Here is an 18,429-nt window from a genome sequence, read left to right on the forward strand (position 1 = left end):
ATTATATGATGGGGTCGAAACCTCGGCTCTTCAATATCGTCAGGGAATCCGACCGTCACATGCAGAACAGCAACGACAATTCGCCCGATCGACCGGTGCCGCCGCTACCGCCGGCAGCACTGCGCGCTCTCAGGGAAGCGGAAGAGAGACGGCAGGCTGTAGAACCGAAGGAGATCCCGAAGGAGCTCGGCGGCCGCGGCGGACTGGACCCGGCGCGCTTCGGCGACTGGGAGATCAAGGGCAGAGCGATCGATTTCTAACGGGTCGTTGCGCGCCCGAATCAATCGCCGGGACGTGGATCCCGGGAGGAATCCGGCTAATTTTCTCACCTGGGAATGTCCGGGCCCCTTCAGCGGCCCGGACATTTATCACGCACGGTTCTGGCGATTGGCGATCAGGTCGTCCACCACCGTCGGATCGGCGAGCGTCGAGGTGTCGCCGAGCGAGCCGAAATCGTCCTCGGCGATCTTACGCAGGATGCGCCGCATGATTTTGCCCGAGCGGGTCTTCGGCAGGCCCGGAGCGAACTGGATCTTGTCCGGCGTGGCGATCGGGCCGATCTCCGAGCGCACATGCTTGACGAGTTCCTGGCGCAGTTCGTCGCTGCCGGCTTCCCCCGCCATCAGCGAGACATAGCAATAGATGCCCTGCCCCTTGATCGAATGCGGATAACCGACCACCGCCGCCTCCGTAACGAGAGGATGGGAGACGAGCGCCGATTCCACCTCGGCCGTACCGAGGCGGTGGCCGGAGACGTTCAGAACGTCGTCGACGCGGCCGGTGATCCAGTAATAGCCGTCCTGATCGCGGCGGCAGCCGTCGCCGGTGAAGTACTTGCCCTTGTAGGTGGAGAAGTAGGTCTGCACGAAGCGCTCGTGGTCGCCATAGACCGTGCGCATCTGTCCCGGCCAGCTATCGGTAAGGCAAAGATTGCCGTCCGCAGCGCCTTCGAGCACATTGCCCTCGTTGTCGACGAGCTGCGGCTGTACGCCGAAGAAGGGCCGCGTCGCCGAACCGGGCTTGAGATCCGTCGCACCCGGCAGCGGCGTGATCAGAATGCCTCCGGTTTCCGTCTGCCACCAGGTGTCGACGATCGGGCAGCGTTCGTCACCGACCACATGGTAGTACCATTCCCAGGCTTCCGGGTTGATCGGTTCGCCGACCGTGCCGAGCAGCCGCAACGACGAGCGCGACGAGCGCTTCACGAAAGCGTCGCCGGCGCCCATCAGCGAGCGGATCGCCGTCGGCGCCGTGTAGAAGATATTGACCTTGTGCTTGTCGATGACTTCCCAGAAGCGGCCGGCGTCCGGGAAGGTCGGCACGCCTTCGAACATCAGCGTCGTCGCGGCGTTGGCGAGCGGGCCGTAGACGATGTAGGAATGGCCGGTCACCCAGCCGACATCCGCCGTGCACCAGTAGATGTCGCCGTCCTGGTAATCGAAGACATACTGATGCGTCATCGAGGCATAGACGAGGTAGCCGCCGGTCGTGTGCAGCACGCCCTTCGGCTTGCCCGTCGAGCCGGAGGTGTAGAGGATGAACAGCGGATCCTCCGCGCTCATCTTCTCCGGCGGGCAGTCCGGCTCGACCGTGGCGATCTCCTGGTGGAACCAGAGGTCACGGCCCGGCGCCCACGGAACCTTGCCGCCGGTGCGGCGCACGACCAGCACCTTGTTGACCATGACATATTGTTTGGCGGCGATGTCGATCGCCTTCTCCGTATTCTCCTTGAGCGGCACCGGCTTGCCGCCGCGCACGCCCTCGTCGCAGGTGATCACGAAAGTGGACTCGCAATCGACGATGCGGCCGGCCAGAGCCTCCGGCGAAAAGCCGCCGAAAACGACCGAGTGGATGGCGCCGATGCGGGCGCAGGCAAGCATCGCGTAAGCCGCTTCCGGGATCATCGGCATGTAGATGGTGACGCGATCACCCTTCTTGACGCCGTGCTTCTTGAGCACGTTCGCAAGGCGGCAGACTTTGTCGTAAAGCTCCTTGTAGGTGATCTTCTTGTCGACGTAGGGATTGTCTCCCTCCCAGATGATCGCCGTCTTGTCGCCATGCTCCTCAAGATGGCGGTCGATGCAGTTGTAGGAAACGTTCGTGAACCCGTCTTCGTACCATTTGATCGAGACATCGCCGTCGAAAGACGTGTTCTTGACCTTCGTATAGGGCTCGAACCAATCGATCCGCTTGCCGTGCTTGCCCCAGAAACCGGCCGGATCGGCGGCGCTTTCCTGATACCACTTCAGATAGGTGTCGTTGTCGAGCAGTGTCCGGCTCTTGGCCGATTCCAGGACCGGATAGGTCGTGACGGACATATTTTCCTCCCTGCGCATTTCGGTCGCTGTTACGGGGCGGAATGCATGCGGAAAATCCGGCATTCCGCTCCGGGGCGGCGTTCTTCGCCACCCGCTTGGACGATTCATAGCAGTTCGATGCTCTGCCGCAATTAGACAAAAGCACATTTGGAAGTGAAGAATTGCAATTTCGAGACAAGAACGATATAGAACGCTCAATTCCCGGAAATCAGTGGTAGACTCCACGGCCCGCGACACCGGCGCGGACGGACAAAAGGACTATATCCATGGCTCAGCAACTGCTTATGCCCAAGGCAACAGCCGTCTGGCTCGTTGACAACACCGCCCTCTCGTTCGACCAGATCGCGCAGTTCTGCAAGCTGCACCCGCTCGAAGTCAAGGCGATTGCCGACGGCGAATCGGCCCAGGGCATCAAGGGGCTCGATCCGATTGCCACCGGTCAACTTTCGCGCGACGAGATCGGCCGCGGCGAGGCTAATCCCAACCACAAGCTCAAGCTTTCCGAGCCCAAGGTCCGCGTTCCGGACTCGAAGCGCAAGGGCCCGCGCTACACGCCGGTGTCGAAGCGTCAGGACCGGCCGAACGCCATCCTGTGGCTTGTGCGCAATCATCCGGAACTGAAGGACGCCCAGATCTCGCGGCTCGTCGGCACGACGAAGTCGACGATCGAGCAGATTCGCGAGCGCACCCACTGGAATTCTGCCAACCTGACGCCGATGGATCCGGTGACACTCGGCCTCTGTTCGCAGATCGACCTCGATCTGGAAGTCGAGCGCGCCGCCAAGGGCCGGCCGCTGCCGACCGCCGCCGAGGCGGGTGCTACGCTCGAGGCCGCACAGGAAACGGAAAAGCTGAGTTACGATTTCGACCGCGAAGAGGAGAAGGAAATCGATGCCGATGCCGTCTTCGCCAAGCTGAAGTCGCTGAAGTCCGACCGCAAGGACGAGGAAGACGACGAGTATTGATCGCTTCGTCATCGCCGAGATGCAGAACCCCGGATCGAAACGTCCGGGGTTTTTTGTTGGCCGCCGCCTCGATTAAAGGTGCGGGCGTGTGATTCGCCCCTGACCCTGACCCTCTCCCCGCACGTGGGGAGAGGGGACTTGGACGGCGCGGCGTTTGTCGCGGCAGCGGGATGAGGGGCTGCCGCGCGGCACTTGACACCGCTAAACGCCAATGCCCTTGGCGTGCAGCACTTCGGCGATCTCGTCGAGGATTGCCGGATCGTCGATCGTCGCCGGCATTTTCCAGGGCTGGCGATCGGCGATCTTCTGGATCGTCGCGCGCAGGATCTTGCCCGACCGGGTCTTCGGCAACCGCTTGACGCAGATGGCGGTGCGGAAGGCGGCAACCGGTCCGATACGCTCGCGCACGAGGCCGACGACCTCCTTTTCGATCTCCGCCGGCTCACGGGAAACATTGGAGTTGATCACCAGAAAGCCGGCCGGCACCTGGCCCTTCAATGGATCCGCAATGCCGATGACGGCGCATTCGGCGACGTCCGGATGGCTGGCGCAGACCTCTTCCATCGCGCCCGTCGACAGGCGATGGCCTGCGACATTGATGATGTCGTCGGTGCGGGCCATGATAAAGACATAGCCGTCCTCGTCGATATAGCCGGCATCCGCCGTCTTGTAGTATCCGGGAAATTCCTCGAGATAGGCGGCGTGGAAGCGCCCATCGGCGTTCCAGAGCGTCGGCAGGCAACCCGGCGGCAGCGGCAGCTTGATCACCACGTTGCCGAGCGTGCCGGGCGTGACCGGATGACCGGCATCATCGAGGATCTGCACGTCATAGCCGGGCAAAGGCACGGCCGGGGAGCCGTATTTCACCGGCAGCAGGCCGAGCCCGACGGCATTGCCCGCGACGGGCCAGCCGGTCTCCGTCTGCCACCAGTGGTCGATGACCGGGACGCCGAGCGCCTGCTCGGCCCAGCGGATCGTATCGGGATCGGCCCGCTCGCCGGCCAGATACAAGGCACGAAAGCGCGACAGATCGTAGCGCGCCACATGAGACGCCGCAGGGTCCTCCTTACGGATCGCCCGCAGGGCCGTCGGTGCGGTGAACATTACGGTGACGCCATGTTCGGCGATGGCACGCCAATAGGTGCCCGGATCGGGCGTGCCGACCGGCTTGCCTTCGAATAGGATCGAGGTGCTGCCGTTGAGAAGCGGGCCATAGACGATGTAGGAGTGGCCGACCACCCAGCCGATATCCGAGGCCGCCCAGAAGACCTCCCCCGGGCGCACGCCGAAAAAATTCTCCATGGACCATTTGAGCGCGACCATATGGCCGCCGGTGTCGCGCACAACCCCCTTCGGTTGGCCGGTCGTTCCCGACGTGTAGAGCACGTACAGCGGATCGGTAGCGGCGACGGGAGCACAGGGCGCCTCTTCGCCCGCCGCCTTCGCCGCGGCGAGCACCTCTGAAAAGTCGATATCGCGGCCGGGCACCATGTTCGCGGCAAGCATGTCGCGCTGGAAGATCAGGCAATGGGCGGGCTTGTGCCGCGCCGCCTCGATCGCCTGATCGAGCAGCGGCTTATAGGCGACGGTGCGGCCGGGCTCGATGCCGCAGCTCGCCGAAACGACGAGTTTCGCTTTGCAATCATCGACGCGCACGGCGAGTTCGTTGGCGGCAAAGCCGCCGAAGACCACCGAATGAACGGCACCGATACGCGCCGCGGCGAGCATGGCGACGGCCGCCTCGGGGATCATCGGCATGTAGATGACGATCCGGTCGCCCTTTTCGACGCCGAGCTTGCGGTAGACCGCCGCAAGCGCTTTCACGTCGGAAAGCAGCCCCTCATAGCTGATCTTCTCGGACCGGCCGGTGACGGGACTGTCATATATGAAGGCCGCCTGTTCTCCGCCACCGGCCGCTATGTGGCGGTCGAGGCAATTGTAACAGGTATTGGTGAAACCATCGGGAAACCAGAGGCCGTAGGTCCCGCGCTCCGCATCGAAGATCCGCCGCGGCTTTTCGAACCAGTCGATCGCTTGCGCCGCCTTCGCCCAGAAGCCCTCGGGGTCGGCTTTCCATGCGGCATACACTTCGGAATAGCGGCTCGCCATCTCCGTTCTCCTCCACTCGCCTCCCGGACGTGGCGTCCGGCTCCTCGCTGCGAAGGATAGGCCCGCGGCGGGAAAGGTGAACCCCGACGAAAGGGGAATGCCCGGAAAAGAGGAAGAGCGAATGCGGTTTTCCGCCCGCGCCTTGCCTTGCGCTGGAATTGTTCAGCGCGCGCCGAAGATCGCCGAACCGACGCGCACGCTGGTGGCGCCGAAGGCGATCGCCGTTTCGAAATCGCCGGACATGCCCATGGAGAGCCGTTCAAGCCCGCATCGGCCGGCGATCTTGTGAAGCAGGGCGAAGTGCGGACCGGGATTTTCATCGACCGGCGGAATGCACATCAGCCCCTCGATCACCAGACCGAGCTCGGTGCGGCAGAAATCGACAAAGGCCCCGGTTTCCTTGGGCGCAATTCCCGCCTTCTGCTGCTCCAGACCGGTATTGACCTGCACGTAGAGCCGAGGCTTTCGCCCCTGGCGCGCCATTTCGGCGGCGACTGCGCGAGCGATTTTCTCCCGATCGATTGTTTCGATGACGTCGAAGAGCGCGACGGCGTCGGCCGCTTTGTTGGACTGCAGCGGACCAATCAGATGCAGTTCGAGGTCCGGGGTTTCCGCCCGAAGCGCGGGCCATTTGCCCTGCGCTTCCTGCACGCGATTTTCCCCGAATACCCGCTGGCCGGCTTCGATGACGGGACGGATCGCCTCGGCATCGAAGGTCTTGGAGACCGCGACAAGGATCACGGAGTGGTCGGGCCGGTTGGCCGCCTGTTTGCCCGCCCGAATCCGGCTCAGGACATCATCCAGCCGTTCCTGCACTTCCATCCTTGGCTCCTTCCGCTAAGAGGTGTCACTCACCGACTGAGCGGATTAGTGAAACTTACCGTGCTTGCCAAGCCCGGTGGCCGGGAAACCGTCCCCGAAAACCCTTCGAAACTTGACGCTAGGGCTGTTTCATGATGAAGGTCACGCCAGCTATCATGAGGGTGCTTTGAGCCCCGCAGACTTCCGGAACATCGACGAAAAATGGCGACCGAACGATACAATCCGCGTGATGCCGAGCCACGCTGGCAGCAGGAATGGGAAGCAGGCAAGGTCTTCGAGACCGCGAATGACGATCCGCGCGAGAAGTACTACGTACTGGAGATGTTTCCCTACCCGTCCGGACGGATTCATATGGGGCACGTGCGCAACTATACCATGGGCGACGTCGTCGCCCGCTACAAGCGCGCCCGCGGCTTTAACGTGCTGCATCCCATGGGCTGGGACGCCTTCGGCATGCCGGCGGAGAATGCCGCCATGGAGCGCGGCGTGCACCCGGCCGGCTGGACCTACCAGAACATCGCCTCGATGAAGGCGCAGCTGAAGGTCATGGGCTTGTCGCTCGACTGGAGCCGCGAATTCGCAACCTGCGATCCGGCCTATTACCAACGCCAGCAGCACCTTTTCCTCGATTTCCTGGAAAAGGGCCTCGTCTATCGCAAGCAATCGAAGGTCAATTGGGACCCGGTCGACAACACGGTGCTCGCCAATGAACAGGTGATCGACGGCCGCGGTTGGCGCTCGGGTGCACTGGTCGAGCAACGCGAGCTGACGCAATGGTTCTTCCGCATCACCGAGTTCAGCCAGGACCTGCTCGACGCGCTCGACACGCTCGAGCAATGGCCGGAAAAGGTGCGGCTGATGCAGAAGAACTGGATCGGCCGCTCCGAGGGCCTGTCGCTCAGATGGGAGCTCGACCCGGCGACCGTCCCCGGCGACACGACGGAACTGACCGTCTATACGACACGTCCCGACACGCTCTTCGGCGCTTCCTTCCTGGCGATCTCCGCCGACCATCCGCTTGCCAAGGAAGCGGCGGCCAAGAGTGCCGTGATCGACGCCTTCTGCGAGGAGTGCCGCCGCGCCGGCACCTCGCTTGCCGCTCTCGAGACGGCCGAAAAGAAGGGCATCGACACTGGCATCCGCGCCAAACATCCGCTCGATCCGAGCTGGGAGCTGCCGGTCTATGTCGCCAATTTCGTGCTGATGGACTACGGCACGGGCGCCATCTTCGGCTGCCCCTCCGGGGACCAGCGCGACCTTGACTTCGCCCGCAAGTACGATCTGCCTGTCGTGCCTGTGGTGATGCCCGGGGATGCCGATGCCGAGACCTTCACGATCGGCGACGAAGCCTATGTCGGCGACGGCGTGATGATCAATTCGGGTTTCCTCGACGGTCTCTCGACCGAGGATGCCTTCGAGACGATTGCCTCGAAACTCGAGAAGGAAACGCTGAAAGGGGAACCGCGGGCAGAGCGCAAGGTCAATTTCCGCCTGCGCGACTGGGGCATCTCCCGGCAGCGCTATTGGGGTTGCCCGATCCCGGTCATCCATTGCGACGATTGCGGCGTCGTGCCGGTGCCGAAGGCGGATCTGCCGGTGACGCTGCCGCCGGACGTTACCTTCGACAAGCCCGGCAACCCGCTGGATCGCCATCCGACCTGGCGTCGCGTCGCCTGCCCGCAATGCGGCAAGGACGCGCGCCGGGAAACCGACACGATGGACACTTTTGTCGATTCCTCCTGGTATTTCGCCCGCTTCACCGCCCCCTGGGAGGACACGCCGACCGATCCCAAGGCCGCCAACCATTGGCTACCCGTCGACCAATATATCGGGGGTATCGAGCATGCGATCCTGCACCTGCTCTATTCGCGCTTCTTCACCCGCGCGATGAGGGCAACCGGCCACGTGGCGCTGGACGAACCCTTCAAAGGCCTGTTTACCCAGGGCATGGTCGTGCACGAGACCTATAGCCGCGGCGAGGGTGCGCAACGTGAATGGATCACCCCGGCCGAGGTCCGCATCGAAGAGATCGACGGGCGTCGGCGTGCCGTGCTGATCGAAACCGGCGAGGAGATCGCCATCGGCTCGATCGAGAAAATGTCGAAGTCGAAGAAGAACGTCGTCGACCCGGATGACATCATCGGCTCCTATGGTGCCGATACCGCGCGCTTCTTCGTGCTTTCCGACTCACCGCCGGACCGCGACGTCATCTGGTCCGAGGCGGGCGTCGAAGGCGCCCACCGCTTCGTCCAGCGCGTCTGGCGGCTGGTGAGCGAAGCCGCGGACATGCTGCGCAGCGTCGATGCTTCGCCGGCGAAGGAAGGCGAGGGGCTCGCCATCTCGCAGGCCGCACACCGTACGCTCAAGGCCGTCGAGGCGGACTACGACAAGCTTGCCTTCAACAAGGCCGTCGCCCGGATCTACGAGCTCGTAAACCTGCTCGCTGCCCCGCTGACCCAGGTCGCTGGCGGCAGGGCCGAGACGACGGTGATTGCGGCAGTCAAGGACGCCACCGCGATCCTGATCGACCTGATCGCGCCGATGATGCCGCATCTTGCCGAAGAATGCTGGCGTGAAATCGGCGGCGAGGGGCTGATTGCCGAGAAATCCTGGCCGAGCTTCGACCCGGCCCTGGTCGTCGAGAACGAAATCACCCTGCCGGTGCAGATCAACGGAAAGAAGCGGGCCGATTTGACAATTGCGCGCGACGCAGATCAGAGTGCGATCGAAACTGCCGTGCTCGCCCTCGACGTCGTCAAGTCGGCGCTGAACGGCGTCTCTCCGAAGAAGATCATCGTCGTGCCGCAAAGGATCGTCAATGTCGTCGTCTGATGAATCTGGCTACCGATTTCGGTTCTCCGGCGCACTAGCCGGCGCGCTGCTGCTGACGGCGCTCGCCGGCTGCCAGGTGCGCCCGCTCTATTCCGAAGGTGCGACGGGTGCGACGGCGACTTCGTTGGCGTCTATCGAGATTTCCGAAGCCGACGACCGCGTGGAGCAAGAGGTACGTAACGCCTTGATCTTCCTGGCCTCCGGCGGTAAGGGCGAACCGGTCAATCCGCAATATCACCTCGCCCTGAAAGTATCGCACCGGACGATGGGCGTGCTCTACGACCAGGCCCGCGACAGGGCGGGCGCGGGACGCATCGTCGTCAAGGCGGACTACAATCTGACGAGGACCGCGACGGGCGAGACCGTCGCATCGGGCAATCGCTCGGCCGTCGCGCTGGTGGACTTTCCCGAGCAGGAGTTCGCCAAGATCCGAGCGGCTCGCGACGGCGAGACTCGCGCCGCCAGAGAACTGGCGGAACTCATCAGCGCCGACATCGCCGCCGCCCTCGGACGCTGATCCGGTGGCCGGATGAGCGAGGTCAAGTCGCACGAGTTCGATAATTTCCTGCAGAAATCTGCAGCGGATTATCGGCTTTTCCTCGTTTATGGTCCCGATCGCGGCCTCGTTTCCGAACGGGCGGCCCAGCTCGCCGGTTGCTTCGGCATTCCCCTTGACGACCCCTTCGCCGTCGTCAAACTCGATGCAACAGAGTTGCAGCAGAGTGCGGGCCGCCTTCTCGACGAGGTCAATGCCATCGGACTATTCGGCGGTGAGAAGCTGGTCTGGATCAAGGGTGCTTCGGCGGAAAAGGGCCTCAGCGAAGCCCTGCAGGTTCTTGCCGCCGCGCCGCCGTCAGGCAGCTATCTGGTCATCGAGGCCGGAGACCTCAAGAAGGGCGCAGCACTGCGTAAAACGGCGGAGCCATCCCGCACCGTCGCCTCGATCGCCTGCTATAGCGACGATGCCCGTGCGCTCAATGCACTCGTCGATAGGGAACTGTCCGAGGCCGGCCTACGCATCAGCCCGGCAGCGCGCGAGCGGCTCCTGGAGGCCCTCGGCGGCGACCGCATCGCCTCGCGCAATGAGGTGAGAAAGCTCGCGCTCTATTGCCGCGGCAGGGACATCATCAGCGAGGAAGACGTGCTCGCCGTTGTCGGCGACGCCAGCGCCATCTCAGTCGACGATGCCGTCGACGCGGTTCTGCAGGGCAATGTGGATGCGCTGATGCATGCGATGAGGAAGATCACCACGTCGAAGACGCCGGCTTTCCTGGTGCTCCAGTCCTGCCTCAGGCAGTTTCAGCAGTTGGACGTCATGCGGTCCGAAATGGACGCCAACCGCCAATCGGCGAGCCAGGTGATCGCCAGTCTCGGCCGCGGTCTGCATTTCCGCCGCAAGCCAATCGTCGAGGCGGCGCTTCGCCACTGGACCGCGCCGGCCATTCGCCGCGAATTGAACCGGCTGCAGACGACGATCTACCAGAGCCGCAGCCGCCAGAGCCTCGAGGAAAGCCTCGTGCTGCAGAACCTGCTGGCAATTGCGATTCAATCAGCGAAGCGCTGAGGGCGGCGACGACCGTGGAGTTGCCGCGGCTTCGCCTCAAGGAAGCGCAACTCCGTTGCCAGGCGGATATTCGCCATGCCGTGGCAAGCTCAACTCGGTCATATCGCCGCAAGGCAAGCGCCCCGTCGACAGACCATCCGGCCTGCCGGCGATTCGCACCCGACAGCGCGGCGAGAAAAGCCCGTTTCAGCGCCGCTCGAGGAGACGGCAGATCTCTTCAAGTTGATCAAGCGTCTTATAGGCAATCCGCAGGTGGCCGCCGGAGGCCTTGTGGTTGACGGTGACCTCGAGGCCAAGACTGTCCGACAATGTGCGCTCCAGCGCCAATGTGTCGGCATCCTTTTCCTCCCGGTGCCGGCCCTTGGCGAAGTTGGGATCGTTCTGCGCCTTGATGTCGTTCTGGGCGAGGCGCTCCGCTTCACGCACGGACAGTCCCTTGCCGACGACGGCCCGTGCTAGCGCCACCGGATCGGAAGTGGGGATCAGCGCGCGGGCGTGACCGGCCGAAAGGCTGCCGGCGGCGAGCATGTCCCGCACCGGCTCGGGCAGCTTCAGGAGCCGCAGGCTATTGGCCACATGACTGCGGCTCTTGCCGATGATGTCGCCGAGATCGTTTTGTGTGTAGCCATGTTCTGCGATCAGCTGCTCGTATCCGAGCGCTTCTTCGAGCGGATTGAGGTCGGAGCGCTGGACGTTTTCGACGATGGCGATCTCCAGCGCCGTGCGGTCGTCGACATCGCGCACGATCACGGGAATCTCGGTGAAGCCGGCCAGCTGGGCGGCGCGCCAGCGGCGTTCGCCGGCGATGATCTCGTACCGGTCCTCGCCCAGCGTGCGGACCACGACCGGCTGGACGATGCCGTGTTGGCGCACCGAACTTGCCAGATCCTGCAATTCCGCCTCATCGAAGTGACGGCGCGGGTTGCGCGGGTTGCGCGACACGAACTCGATCGGCACGCGGCGATCGGCACTGACGGGGCTGGCCGGTGCGGCGCCGCTCTGCAGGGGCTGGTCCATTTCGCCGATCAAGGCGGCCAGACCGCGGCCAAGCCGCCTTTTGGAGCTGTCATCGTTCATACGTCACCACTTAGATTTCGAAACCGAAACGATCAGGCAGCCGGACGCTGCCGTTCCCGCTGTATCACTTCCGAAGCCAATTGCAGATAGGCCTGGCTTCCGGCGCATTTCAGATCGTAGAGAATGGCTGGCTTGCCGTAGGAAGGCGCCTCGGAAACCCGCACATTTCGTGGTATTAAGGTATGATAAACCTTGTCGCCCAGATGCGTACGAACGTCACTGACGACCTGCTGCGCCAGATTGTTGCGCGAATCGAACATCGTCAGGACGATGCCTTGGATGTCGAGATTGGGATTGACCGTGCGCCGCACCTGATCGACCGTCTCCAGAAGTTGGCTCAATCCTTCGAGTGCGAAGAACTCGCATTGCAGCGGGACGAGCACAGAATGCGCCGCCGTCATGGCGTTCATCGTCAGGAGATTGAAAGAGGGCGGACAATCGACGAGGATATAGGAAAAGGCATGCGCCTCCGCAGAGGCGAGCGCCGTGCGCAGGCGAAAGACCCGATCGGAATGCTGGGCAATCTCCAACTCGATTCCAAGCAGATCCATGGTTGAGGGAACAATCGCCAGATTCGGGACCGCCGTCTCCCGAGCGATGTCGCCGATCGAGTGCGTGCCCATGATCAGGTCATAGGAGGACAGGTTCCGGTCGCGACGCTGAATGCCAAGGCCGGTGCTGGCATTACCTTGCGGGTCGAGATCGACGATCAGCACCGTCTCGCCGATGGCGGCAAGTGCCGTTGCTAGATTGATGGCCGTCGTCGTCTTTCCGACGCCGCCCTTCTGATTGGCAATGGTGATAATCCGGTTCTTGGGGCCAAACATGTTTCCGCTCGCCTGTCACTTCGTTCGACGTGAGAGATTTGCAATCTCGAGCACAACCGAATCCGGCTCGACAATACTTGCATGTTTTATCATGTCGAATTGAAAGCGGCTAACGGCTTTGTCGACTTCCTGCTGATAATCCCGCCCTTTATGGAAGAATGCGACGGTTTTCGAGTCCGCCTGCAACATCCAGGGCGCGGAATAATCGAGCAGTTGCGTGAGATCCGCCAAGGCGCGGGCGGAAATGGCGTCGCAGCGGGGAATCATCGATGGGGCCGATTCGATGCGAATCGGGTGTACGGACCCCCGCGCCCCGGTTTCCTGCAGAGCCACGCGCAAGAATGCGGCCTTTTTGTTGTTGCTCTCGACCAGATGGACCCAACCGTCCGATAGACCGGAGAGGCAGATGGCGGTAATGACACCCGGAAAGCCGCCGCCACTGCCAAGATCCACCCAGGTTTTCGGGGATGGGGACAGATGGAAGATCTGCAAGCTGTCCAATACATGGCGCTGCCACAGATCATCAAGAGTAGAGGGCGCGACCAGGTTGATCGACTTCGCCCACTTCTGGAAAAGGCGGCCGAAGTGCTCCAGCTTGTCCTGCGTTTCACGTGAAACACGCAGACCGTTCAGTCTGCCAGTGGGACTCGTTTTCATTGTAGACTCTGCCCCGCCACACGCTTCGTCCCGCGGTCCTGTCGCCTAAGACAAGACAAGATCAGGGACACCGCCGCCGGCGTCATTCCATCGACCTTGATGGCCTGCGCCAAATTGCGCGGCCGCTGCTGTGCCAGTTTCTGCTTCAATTCATTAGACAGACCGGGCAACGCGCTGTAATCGAAGTCATCCGGAATCGTTGCACTTTCCTCCCGACGGATGCCCGCGATGTCCGCGGCTTGGCGGTCCATGTAGACCGCATAGGCCGCATCGATTTCCAGCGCTTCCACAACTCTGCCGTCAATGCCCGCGAGTTCGGGCCAGAGCGATTTCAGTCCAGCGATTGATTGCTCCGGGTAGGAAAGTATGTCGAAGGCCGATCGGCGCTGACCATCCTGATTGAGCTTCAGACCGTAAGATCTGCCCTGCGAAGGTGTGATCGACAGCGACTGCAGCAGCGTCCGGCCGGCGTCATAGGCGCGCCGCCAGGCCTCGAAACGGCTGCGGCGCGCGGCGCCCACGCAGCCCAGCTCGACACCCACCGGCGTCAGGCGCATATCAGCATTGTCCGCTCGCAGCGACAACCTGTATTCCGCCCGCGAGGTGAACATCCGGTAGGGCTCGGAAATGCCGCGCGAGGTCAGATCGTCGATCATCACGCCAATATAGGAATCGGTCCGGCTGAAGACGAATGGCTCGCGCCCGACCGCCGCCAGCGCCGCATTCAGTCCCGCGACCAACCCCTGCGCGCCGGCTTCCTCGTAACCCGTCGTGCCATTGATCTGCCCCGCCAGATACAGGCCGGGGATCTTCCGCACTGCCAATGTGAGCTGCAGCTCTCGCGGGTCGACATGATCATATTCGATTGCATAGCCGGGCTGAAGGATACTCACCTCTTCAAGACCAGGAATGGTACGAATGAATGCCTCCTGCACCTCCTCCGGAAGCGAGGTGGAGATTCCGTTCGGATAGACGGTGTCGTCGTCCAATCCCTCCGGCTCCAGGAAGATCTGGTGACCATCCCGTTCGCCAAAGCGGACGATCTTGTCTTCGATCGAGGGGCAATAGCGCGGACCGACACCTTCGATCTGGCCGGAATACATCGCCGATCGATGAATATTCTCTGCAATGATCCTGTGCGTCGAATCCGTCGTGCGCGTAACCCCGCACTCGATCTGGCGATTGACGATGCGATCGGTCATGAAGGAGAAGGGAACAGGGTCTTCGTCTGGACCCTGACGGCCGACCCGATCCCAATCGATGGTACGCCCGTCGAGGCGTGCCGGCGTCCCAGTCTTCAACCGGCCAAGCTGCAGACCGAAGCGTGCCAGCGTTGCGGAGAGACCGAGGGACGGCTCCTCTCCGACCCGACCCGCCGGAATCTTGCGATCGCCAATGTGGATCAAGCCCTTCAGGAAGGTTCCGGTGGTCAGCACCACGGCCCGGGCACGAAAGTGTCTTCCGTCTTTGGTGATCACGCCGCAGACCGTGCCGTCTTCGGTGAGCAGATCGAAGGCATCCCCTTCGATCACCGAAAGATTCGTCGCATCGATTTCGCGCTGCATCGCCTGGCGATAGAGCTTTCGATCCGCCTGGGTTCGCGGGCCACGCACGGCTGGACCTTTGCGGCGATTAAGCAGACGGAACTGGATACCGGCGGCATCGGCAACGCGCCCCATCAGCCCGTCCAATGCGTCGATCTCGCGCACCAAATGTCCCTTGCCCAAACCGCCGATCGCCGGATTGCAGGACATGACGCCGATGGTTTCCTTCTTATGGGTGATCAAGGCGGTGCGGGCGCCGAGTCGCGCCGACACCGCGGCTGCCTCACAGCCCGCATGGCCGCCACCGACCACAATGACATCAAAGCTTTCCATCACCTGCTCCTGTCTGCAGCGCCGTGCAGCCCCGTATCAGGCGCGTGAAGGTCGCTGTAGCATTTGAACCTGCACTGTGTCTTCGTGCTTGTAGCGCCGCGCGTCATCACGCAAAATCGCTGCACATACCGACTTTCGGCCGACGCGCGCGACACATGCAGTCGTCCGCCTGTTGATTCTTAATTTGCAGCTCCCTGTCAAGGACGTTTCACGTGAAACGGGTTGCCTGACCCGGCCGCTTGCAATTGTCATTTCCCGACGCAGAATTCGGAGAATATCACGTCGAGAAGATTCTCCACATCGACACGCCCAGTGATCCGGCCAAGAGCATTGCTCGCCAGTCGCAATTGCTCCGCCTGAAGATCGAGCCCTTCCGTGGCCAAGCCGCGCTCCAACGCAGCACTGGCTTGCCGCAGGCAATCGACATGTCGCTTCCGCGACGGCATGGCAAAGGACGTCCGCCCCGCAAGGTCCGGCAGAAAGGCCGTCAATTCCTGGAGCAGGTCAGCGATGCCCGCACCAGTCTTTGTCGATAGAAAGACGTCGGCATCCGTCGGCTGCCAGGCCGTATCACCGCGATCCAGTTTCGTTGCCACCCGGATCACCGGCACATCGTCCGTGATCGCCTCATCCAGATGGAATGCGCCCGGCTTTTCCGATAATAGCAGGACCAAATCGGCATGCCCGATGATCTCCCGCGCCCGGCGAATGCCTTCGCGCTCGACCAGTTCCTCCGTCTCCCGCAGTCCCGCCGTATCGAACAGTTTAACCGAGAATCCGGCTAAGGAAAGGTCGACGGACAGAACGTCGCGGGTTGTGCCGGCGATCTCCGTCACGATGGCAATGTCTCTCTTGGCGAGCGCATTGAGCAGGCTCGACTTACCGGCATTCGGCTCCCCGGCGATGACGATCTTCAAGCCATCGCGGATTATCTCGGCAAGACCTGCCTCATCGACATGCGTGTCGATTTCATTCCTCAAGGTCACGATGTCGGCCCAGATAGACGCGCTGACCGAGCCGGGAATGTCGTCCTCATCGGCAAAGTCGAGTTCGGCTTCGATCATCGCGCGGGCATGAGTCAGGCGCTGCGCCCATGCCTGATAGAGAGCCGAGTTGCCGCCGTGCGCCTGTTCGAGAGCAAGCCGGCGCTGCATCTCGGTCTCGGCTGCGATCAGATCGGCGATGCCCTCGACCTCGACGAGATCCATCCTGCCGTTTTGAAAGGCGCGCCGGGAAAACTCGCCCGCTTCCGCATGGCGAAAGCCGTCGATCTGCGACAACTCGTCAAGGACAGCGTGCACGACCGCCCGCCCGCCATGGATCTGCAACTCGCAGCAATCTTCACCGGTAAACGATGACGGGCCCGGAAAATAGAGCACTAGACCGTTGTCCAATGCTCGACCGTTTCGAGTCCGAATCGTTCTGAGGGCCGCAGTACGGGCTCTAGGCAGCGCCCCGCAAAGCCGCACCAGCGCATCGGCCACTCCAGGACCGCTGACGCGGATGATCGCAACACCCGCTGGCAGGGCACCGCTGGAAAGAGCGTATATCGTGTCGGTAAACTGCATCGAACTATGGGGACCCGGCAGGCGGGCCTCAGCCTCGCGCCGGCTTCGCTTTCTTCCGGTTTCACTTGGGACGCGGTACTTGGCTGCGGCGAGCATTGATCGCATCGATCGCATACCCGGACGGCGCGAGACTTATGCACATGTCCTTGCCGGAAAATCAAGCGGCACCCGAAGCGGTAGGGAGCGGCACGTTTCACGTGAATCATCGCGCAGCGCCTTCGGGTCCATTCCGAATCCGGCTATCAGTCTAGCATGAAAAGAAAGAGGCCGGGATTGAGAATCCCGGCCCTTGAACCGGCGCGCGTCGATTCGGGTGCGGAAAAATCTGTAACGCTTTCAGTCTGCGCATCGAACTTTCCGAAAATCGGGTACGATTTCGCACCGAGGGCCTAGCGTCGCAATTCGTCAAGCGTTCATCGAGTCGAAGAAATCCCCGTTGTTCTTCGTCTGCTTGAGTTTGTCGATGAGGAACTCGATCGCATCCGTCGTCCCCATCGGGGCGAGAATCCGGCGTAGCACGAAGATCTTCTGCAGTTCGTGCCGCGGCACCAGCAGGTCTTCCTTGCGCGTCCCCGACTTGAGGATATCCATCGCCGGGAAGATGCGCTTGTCGGCGACCTTCCGGTCGAGCACGATTTCGGAGTTGCCGGTACCCTTGAACTCCTCGAAGATGACCTCGTCCATGCGGCTGCCTGTATCGATCAGCGCGGTGGCGATGATGGTGAGAGAACCGCCTTCCTCGATGTTGCGGGCTGCGCCGAAGAAGCGCTTCGGCCGCTGCAAGGCATTGGCGTCGACGCCGCCGGTCAGAACCTTGCCGGAAGAGGGCACGACCGTGTTGTAGGCCCGGCCGAGGCGGGTGATCGAATCGAGAAGGATGACGACGTCGCGACCGTGCTCGACGAGGCGCTTGGCCTTCTCGATGACCATTTCGGCGACCTGCACGTGACGCGTCGCCGGCTCATCGAAGGTCGAGGACACCACTTCGCCCTTGACCGAGCGCTGCATGTCCGTGACTTCTTCCGGTCGCTCGTCGATCAGCAACACGATCAAATAGCATTCCGGGTGGTTGGCGGTGATCGAATGGGCGATATTCTGCAAGAGCACCGTCTTACCGGTACGCGGCGGCGCCACAATCAGCCCGCGCTGCCCCTTGCCGAGCGGCGCCACCAGATCGATGACGCGGGCCGAAAGATCCTTCGAGGTCGGGACCTCAAGCTCCATCTTGAACCGCTCGTTCGGGTAAAGCGGCGTCAGGTTGTCGAAATGAACCTTGTGGCGGATCTTCTCCGGATCGTCGAAATTGATCGTGTTGACCTTGAGAAGCGCAAAGTAACGCTCGCCTTCCTTCGGCCCGCGGATCGGCCCTTCCACCGTGTCGCCGGTCTTCAGCGAAAAACGGCGGATCTGCGAGGGGGAGATGTAGATGTCGTCCGGACCCGGAAGGTAGTTTGCGTTCGCCGATCGCAGGAAGCCGAATCCGTCCTGAAGGACTTCCACGACGCCTTCTCCGATGATCTCGATGTCCTGCGTCGCCAGCATTTTGAGGATCGCAAACATCAGTTCCTGCTTGCGCATGGTGCTGGCGTTTTCCACCTCGAGTTCTTCGGCAAAGGCAAGGAGATCGGTCGGCGTCTTGTTCTTGAGTTCTTGTAGCTTCATTTCAGCCATGAAGAGTCCATGTGTGATAAGGGAATGGAAGGTGGGCGTGATTTTCGTAAGGGAGCTGCGAGGGGGGAGAGGCAGGCTCTAAACTTTGTCACGGGCCATGCAGGAGATGCACGAAAATAGCGATTCACGTGAAACGCCGCAA

Annotated in this window: 14 protein-coding genes; 5 read left to right on the top strand and 9 right to left on the bottom strand. The window is 62.2% G+C overall.

Going from position 1 to position 18,429, the window contains the following annotated elements; genetic code table 11:
* The first annotated feature begins 5 nt into the window (after window positions 1–5).
* Complete coding sequence (locus EKH55_RS15835) at window positions 6–260, top strand: DUF1674 domain-containing protein (RefSeq protein ID WP_192803723.1); 255 nt, start codon at window positions 6–8, stop codon at window positions 258–260.
* Window positions 261–368: 108 nt separating this feature from the next.
* Here EKH55_RS15835 and acs read toward each other — a convergent pair whose 3' ends face one another.
* The gene (gene acs / locus EKH55_RS15840; protein WP_151611797.1) at window positions 369–2,318 is read right to left on the bottom strand and encodes an acetate--CoA ligase; all 1,950 of its coding nucleotides are present in this window, start codon (window positions 2,316–2,318) and stop codon (window positions 369–371) included.
* A 266-nt stretch (window positions 2,319–2,584) separates the two neighbouring features.
* Here acs and EKH55_RS15845 point away from each other — a divergent pair, with 266 nt between their 5' ends.
* Window positions 2,585–3,283, top strand: coding sequence for a DUF1013 domain-containing protein (locus tag EKH55_RS15845; protein WP_069458869.1), 699 nt, complete (start codon window positions 2,585–2,587; stop codon window positions 3,281–3,283).
* Between the two features lie 201 nt (window positions 3,284–3,484).
* Here EKH55_RS15845 and EKH55_RS15850 read toward each other — a convergent pair whose 3' ends face one another.
* Window positions 3,485–5,392, bottom strand: a complete 1,908-nt coding sequence (locus EKH55_RS15850; protein ID WP_069458870.1) for an AMP-binding protein — start codon at window positions 5,390–5,392, stop codon at window positions 3,485–3,487.
* Between the two features lie 162 nt (window positions 5,393–5,554).
* On the bottom strand, window positions 5,555–6,214 hold the full coding sequence (locus EKH55_RS15855; protein ID WP_069458871.1) for a YggS family pyridoxal phosphate-dependent enzyme: 660 nt from the start codon (window positions 6,212–6,214) through the stop codon (window positions 5,555–5,557).
* Window positions 6,215–6,415: 201 nt separating this feature from the next.
* Here EKH55_RS15855 and leuS point away from each other — a divergent pair, with 201 nt between their 5' ends.
* From leuS to holA, 3 genes are read left to right on the top strand one after another with little or no spacing between them, the layout of a single operon-like run.
* On the top strand, window positions 6,416–9,046 hold the full coding sequence (gene leuS / locus EKH55_RS15860; protein WP_069458872.1) for a leucine--tRNA ligase: 2,631 nt from the start codon (window positions 6,416–6,418) through the stop codon (window positions 9,044–9,046).
* Window positions 9,033–9,563 carry an LPS assembly lipoprotein LptE gene (locus EKH55_RS15865; protein WP_069458873.1) on the top strand — a complete coding sequence of 177 codons (531 nt, stop codon included), beginning with the start codon at window positions 9,033–9,035 and terminating at the stop codon, window positions 9,561–9,563. Before leuS ends, EKH55_RS15865 begins: the two co-directional genes overlap by 14 nt.
* Before the next feature lie 12 nt (window positions 9,564–9,575).
* Complete coding sequence (gene holA / locus EKH55_RS15870; RefSeq protein WP_151611798.1) at window positions 9,576–10,610, top strand: DNA polymerase III subunit delta; 1,035 nt, start codon at window positions 9,576–9,578, stop codon at window positions 10,608–10,610.
* Window positions 10,611–10,796: 186 nt separating this feature from the next.
* Here holA and EKH55_RS15875 read toward each other — a convergent pair whose 3' ends face one another.
* From EKH55_RS15875 to rho, 6 genes are all read right to left on the bottom strand, one after another.
* A complete protein-coding gene (locus EKH55_RS15875; protein WP_069458875.1) occupies window positions 10,797–11,687 on the bottom strand; it encodes a ParB/RepB/Spo0J family partition protein in 891 nt (296 codons plus the stop codon).
* Between the two features lie 32 nt (window positions 11,688–11,719).
* Window positions 11,720–12,514, bottom strand: coding sequence for a ParA family protein (locus EKH55_RS15880; protein ID WP_069458876.1), 795 nt, complete (start codon window positions 12,512–12,514; stop codon window positions 11,720–11,722).
* A gap of 15 nt (window positions 12,515–12,529) precedes the next feature.
* Window positions 12,530–13,171, bottom strand: coding sequence for a 16S rRNA (guanine(527)-N(7))-methyltransferase RsmG (gene rsmG, locus EKH55_RS15885; protein ID WP_151611799.1), 642 nt, complete (start codon window positions 13,169–13,171; stop codon window positions 12,530–12,532).
* Window positions 13,168–15,048 (bottom strand): tRNA uridine-5-carboxymethylaminomethyl(34) synthesis enzyme MnmG, encoded by a 1,881-nt coding sequence (gene mnmG, locus EKH55_RS15890; protein ID WP_151611800.1) that lies wholly within the window; start codon window positions 15,046–15,048, stop codon window positions 13,168–13,170. Before mnmG ends, rsmG begins: the two co-directional genes overlap by 4 nt.
* 248 nt (window positions 15,049–15,296) lie before the next feature.
* Window positions 15,297–16,616, bottom strand: coding sequence for a tRNA uridine-5-carboxymethylaminomethyl(34) synthesis GTPase MnmE (mnmE, locus tag EKH55_RS15895; RefSeq protein ID WP_151611801.1), 1,320 nt, complete (start codon window positions 16,614–16,616; stop codon window positions 15,297–15,299).
* 405 nt (window positions 16,617–17,021) lie between these two features.
* Entirely contained in the window at window positions 17,022–18,287 is a 1,266-nt protein-coding gene (gene rho, locus EKH55_RS15900; RefSeq protein ID WP_106407847.1) for a transcription termination factor Rho, read from the bottom strand.
* Between the last annotated feature and the right edge of the window lie 142 nt (window positions 18,288–18,429).

Origin of the sequence: Sinorhizobium alkalisoli, from assembly GCF_008932245.1 — a bacterium.
Taxonomy (GTDB): Bacteria; Pseudomonadota; Alphaproteobacteria; order Rhizobiales; family Rhizobiaceae; genus Sinorhizobium; species Sinorhizobium alkalisoli.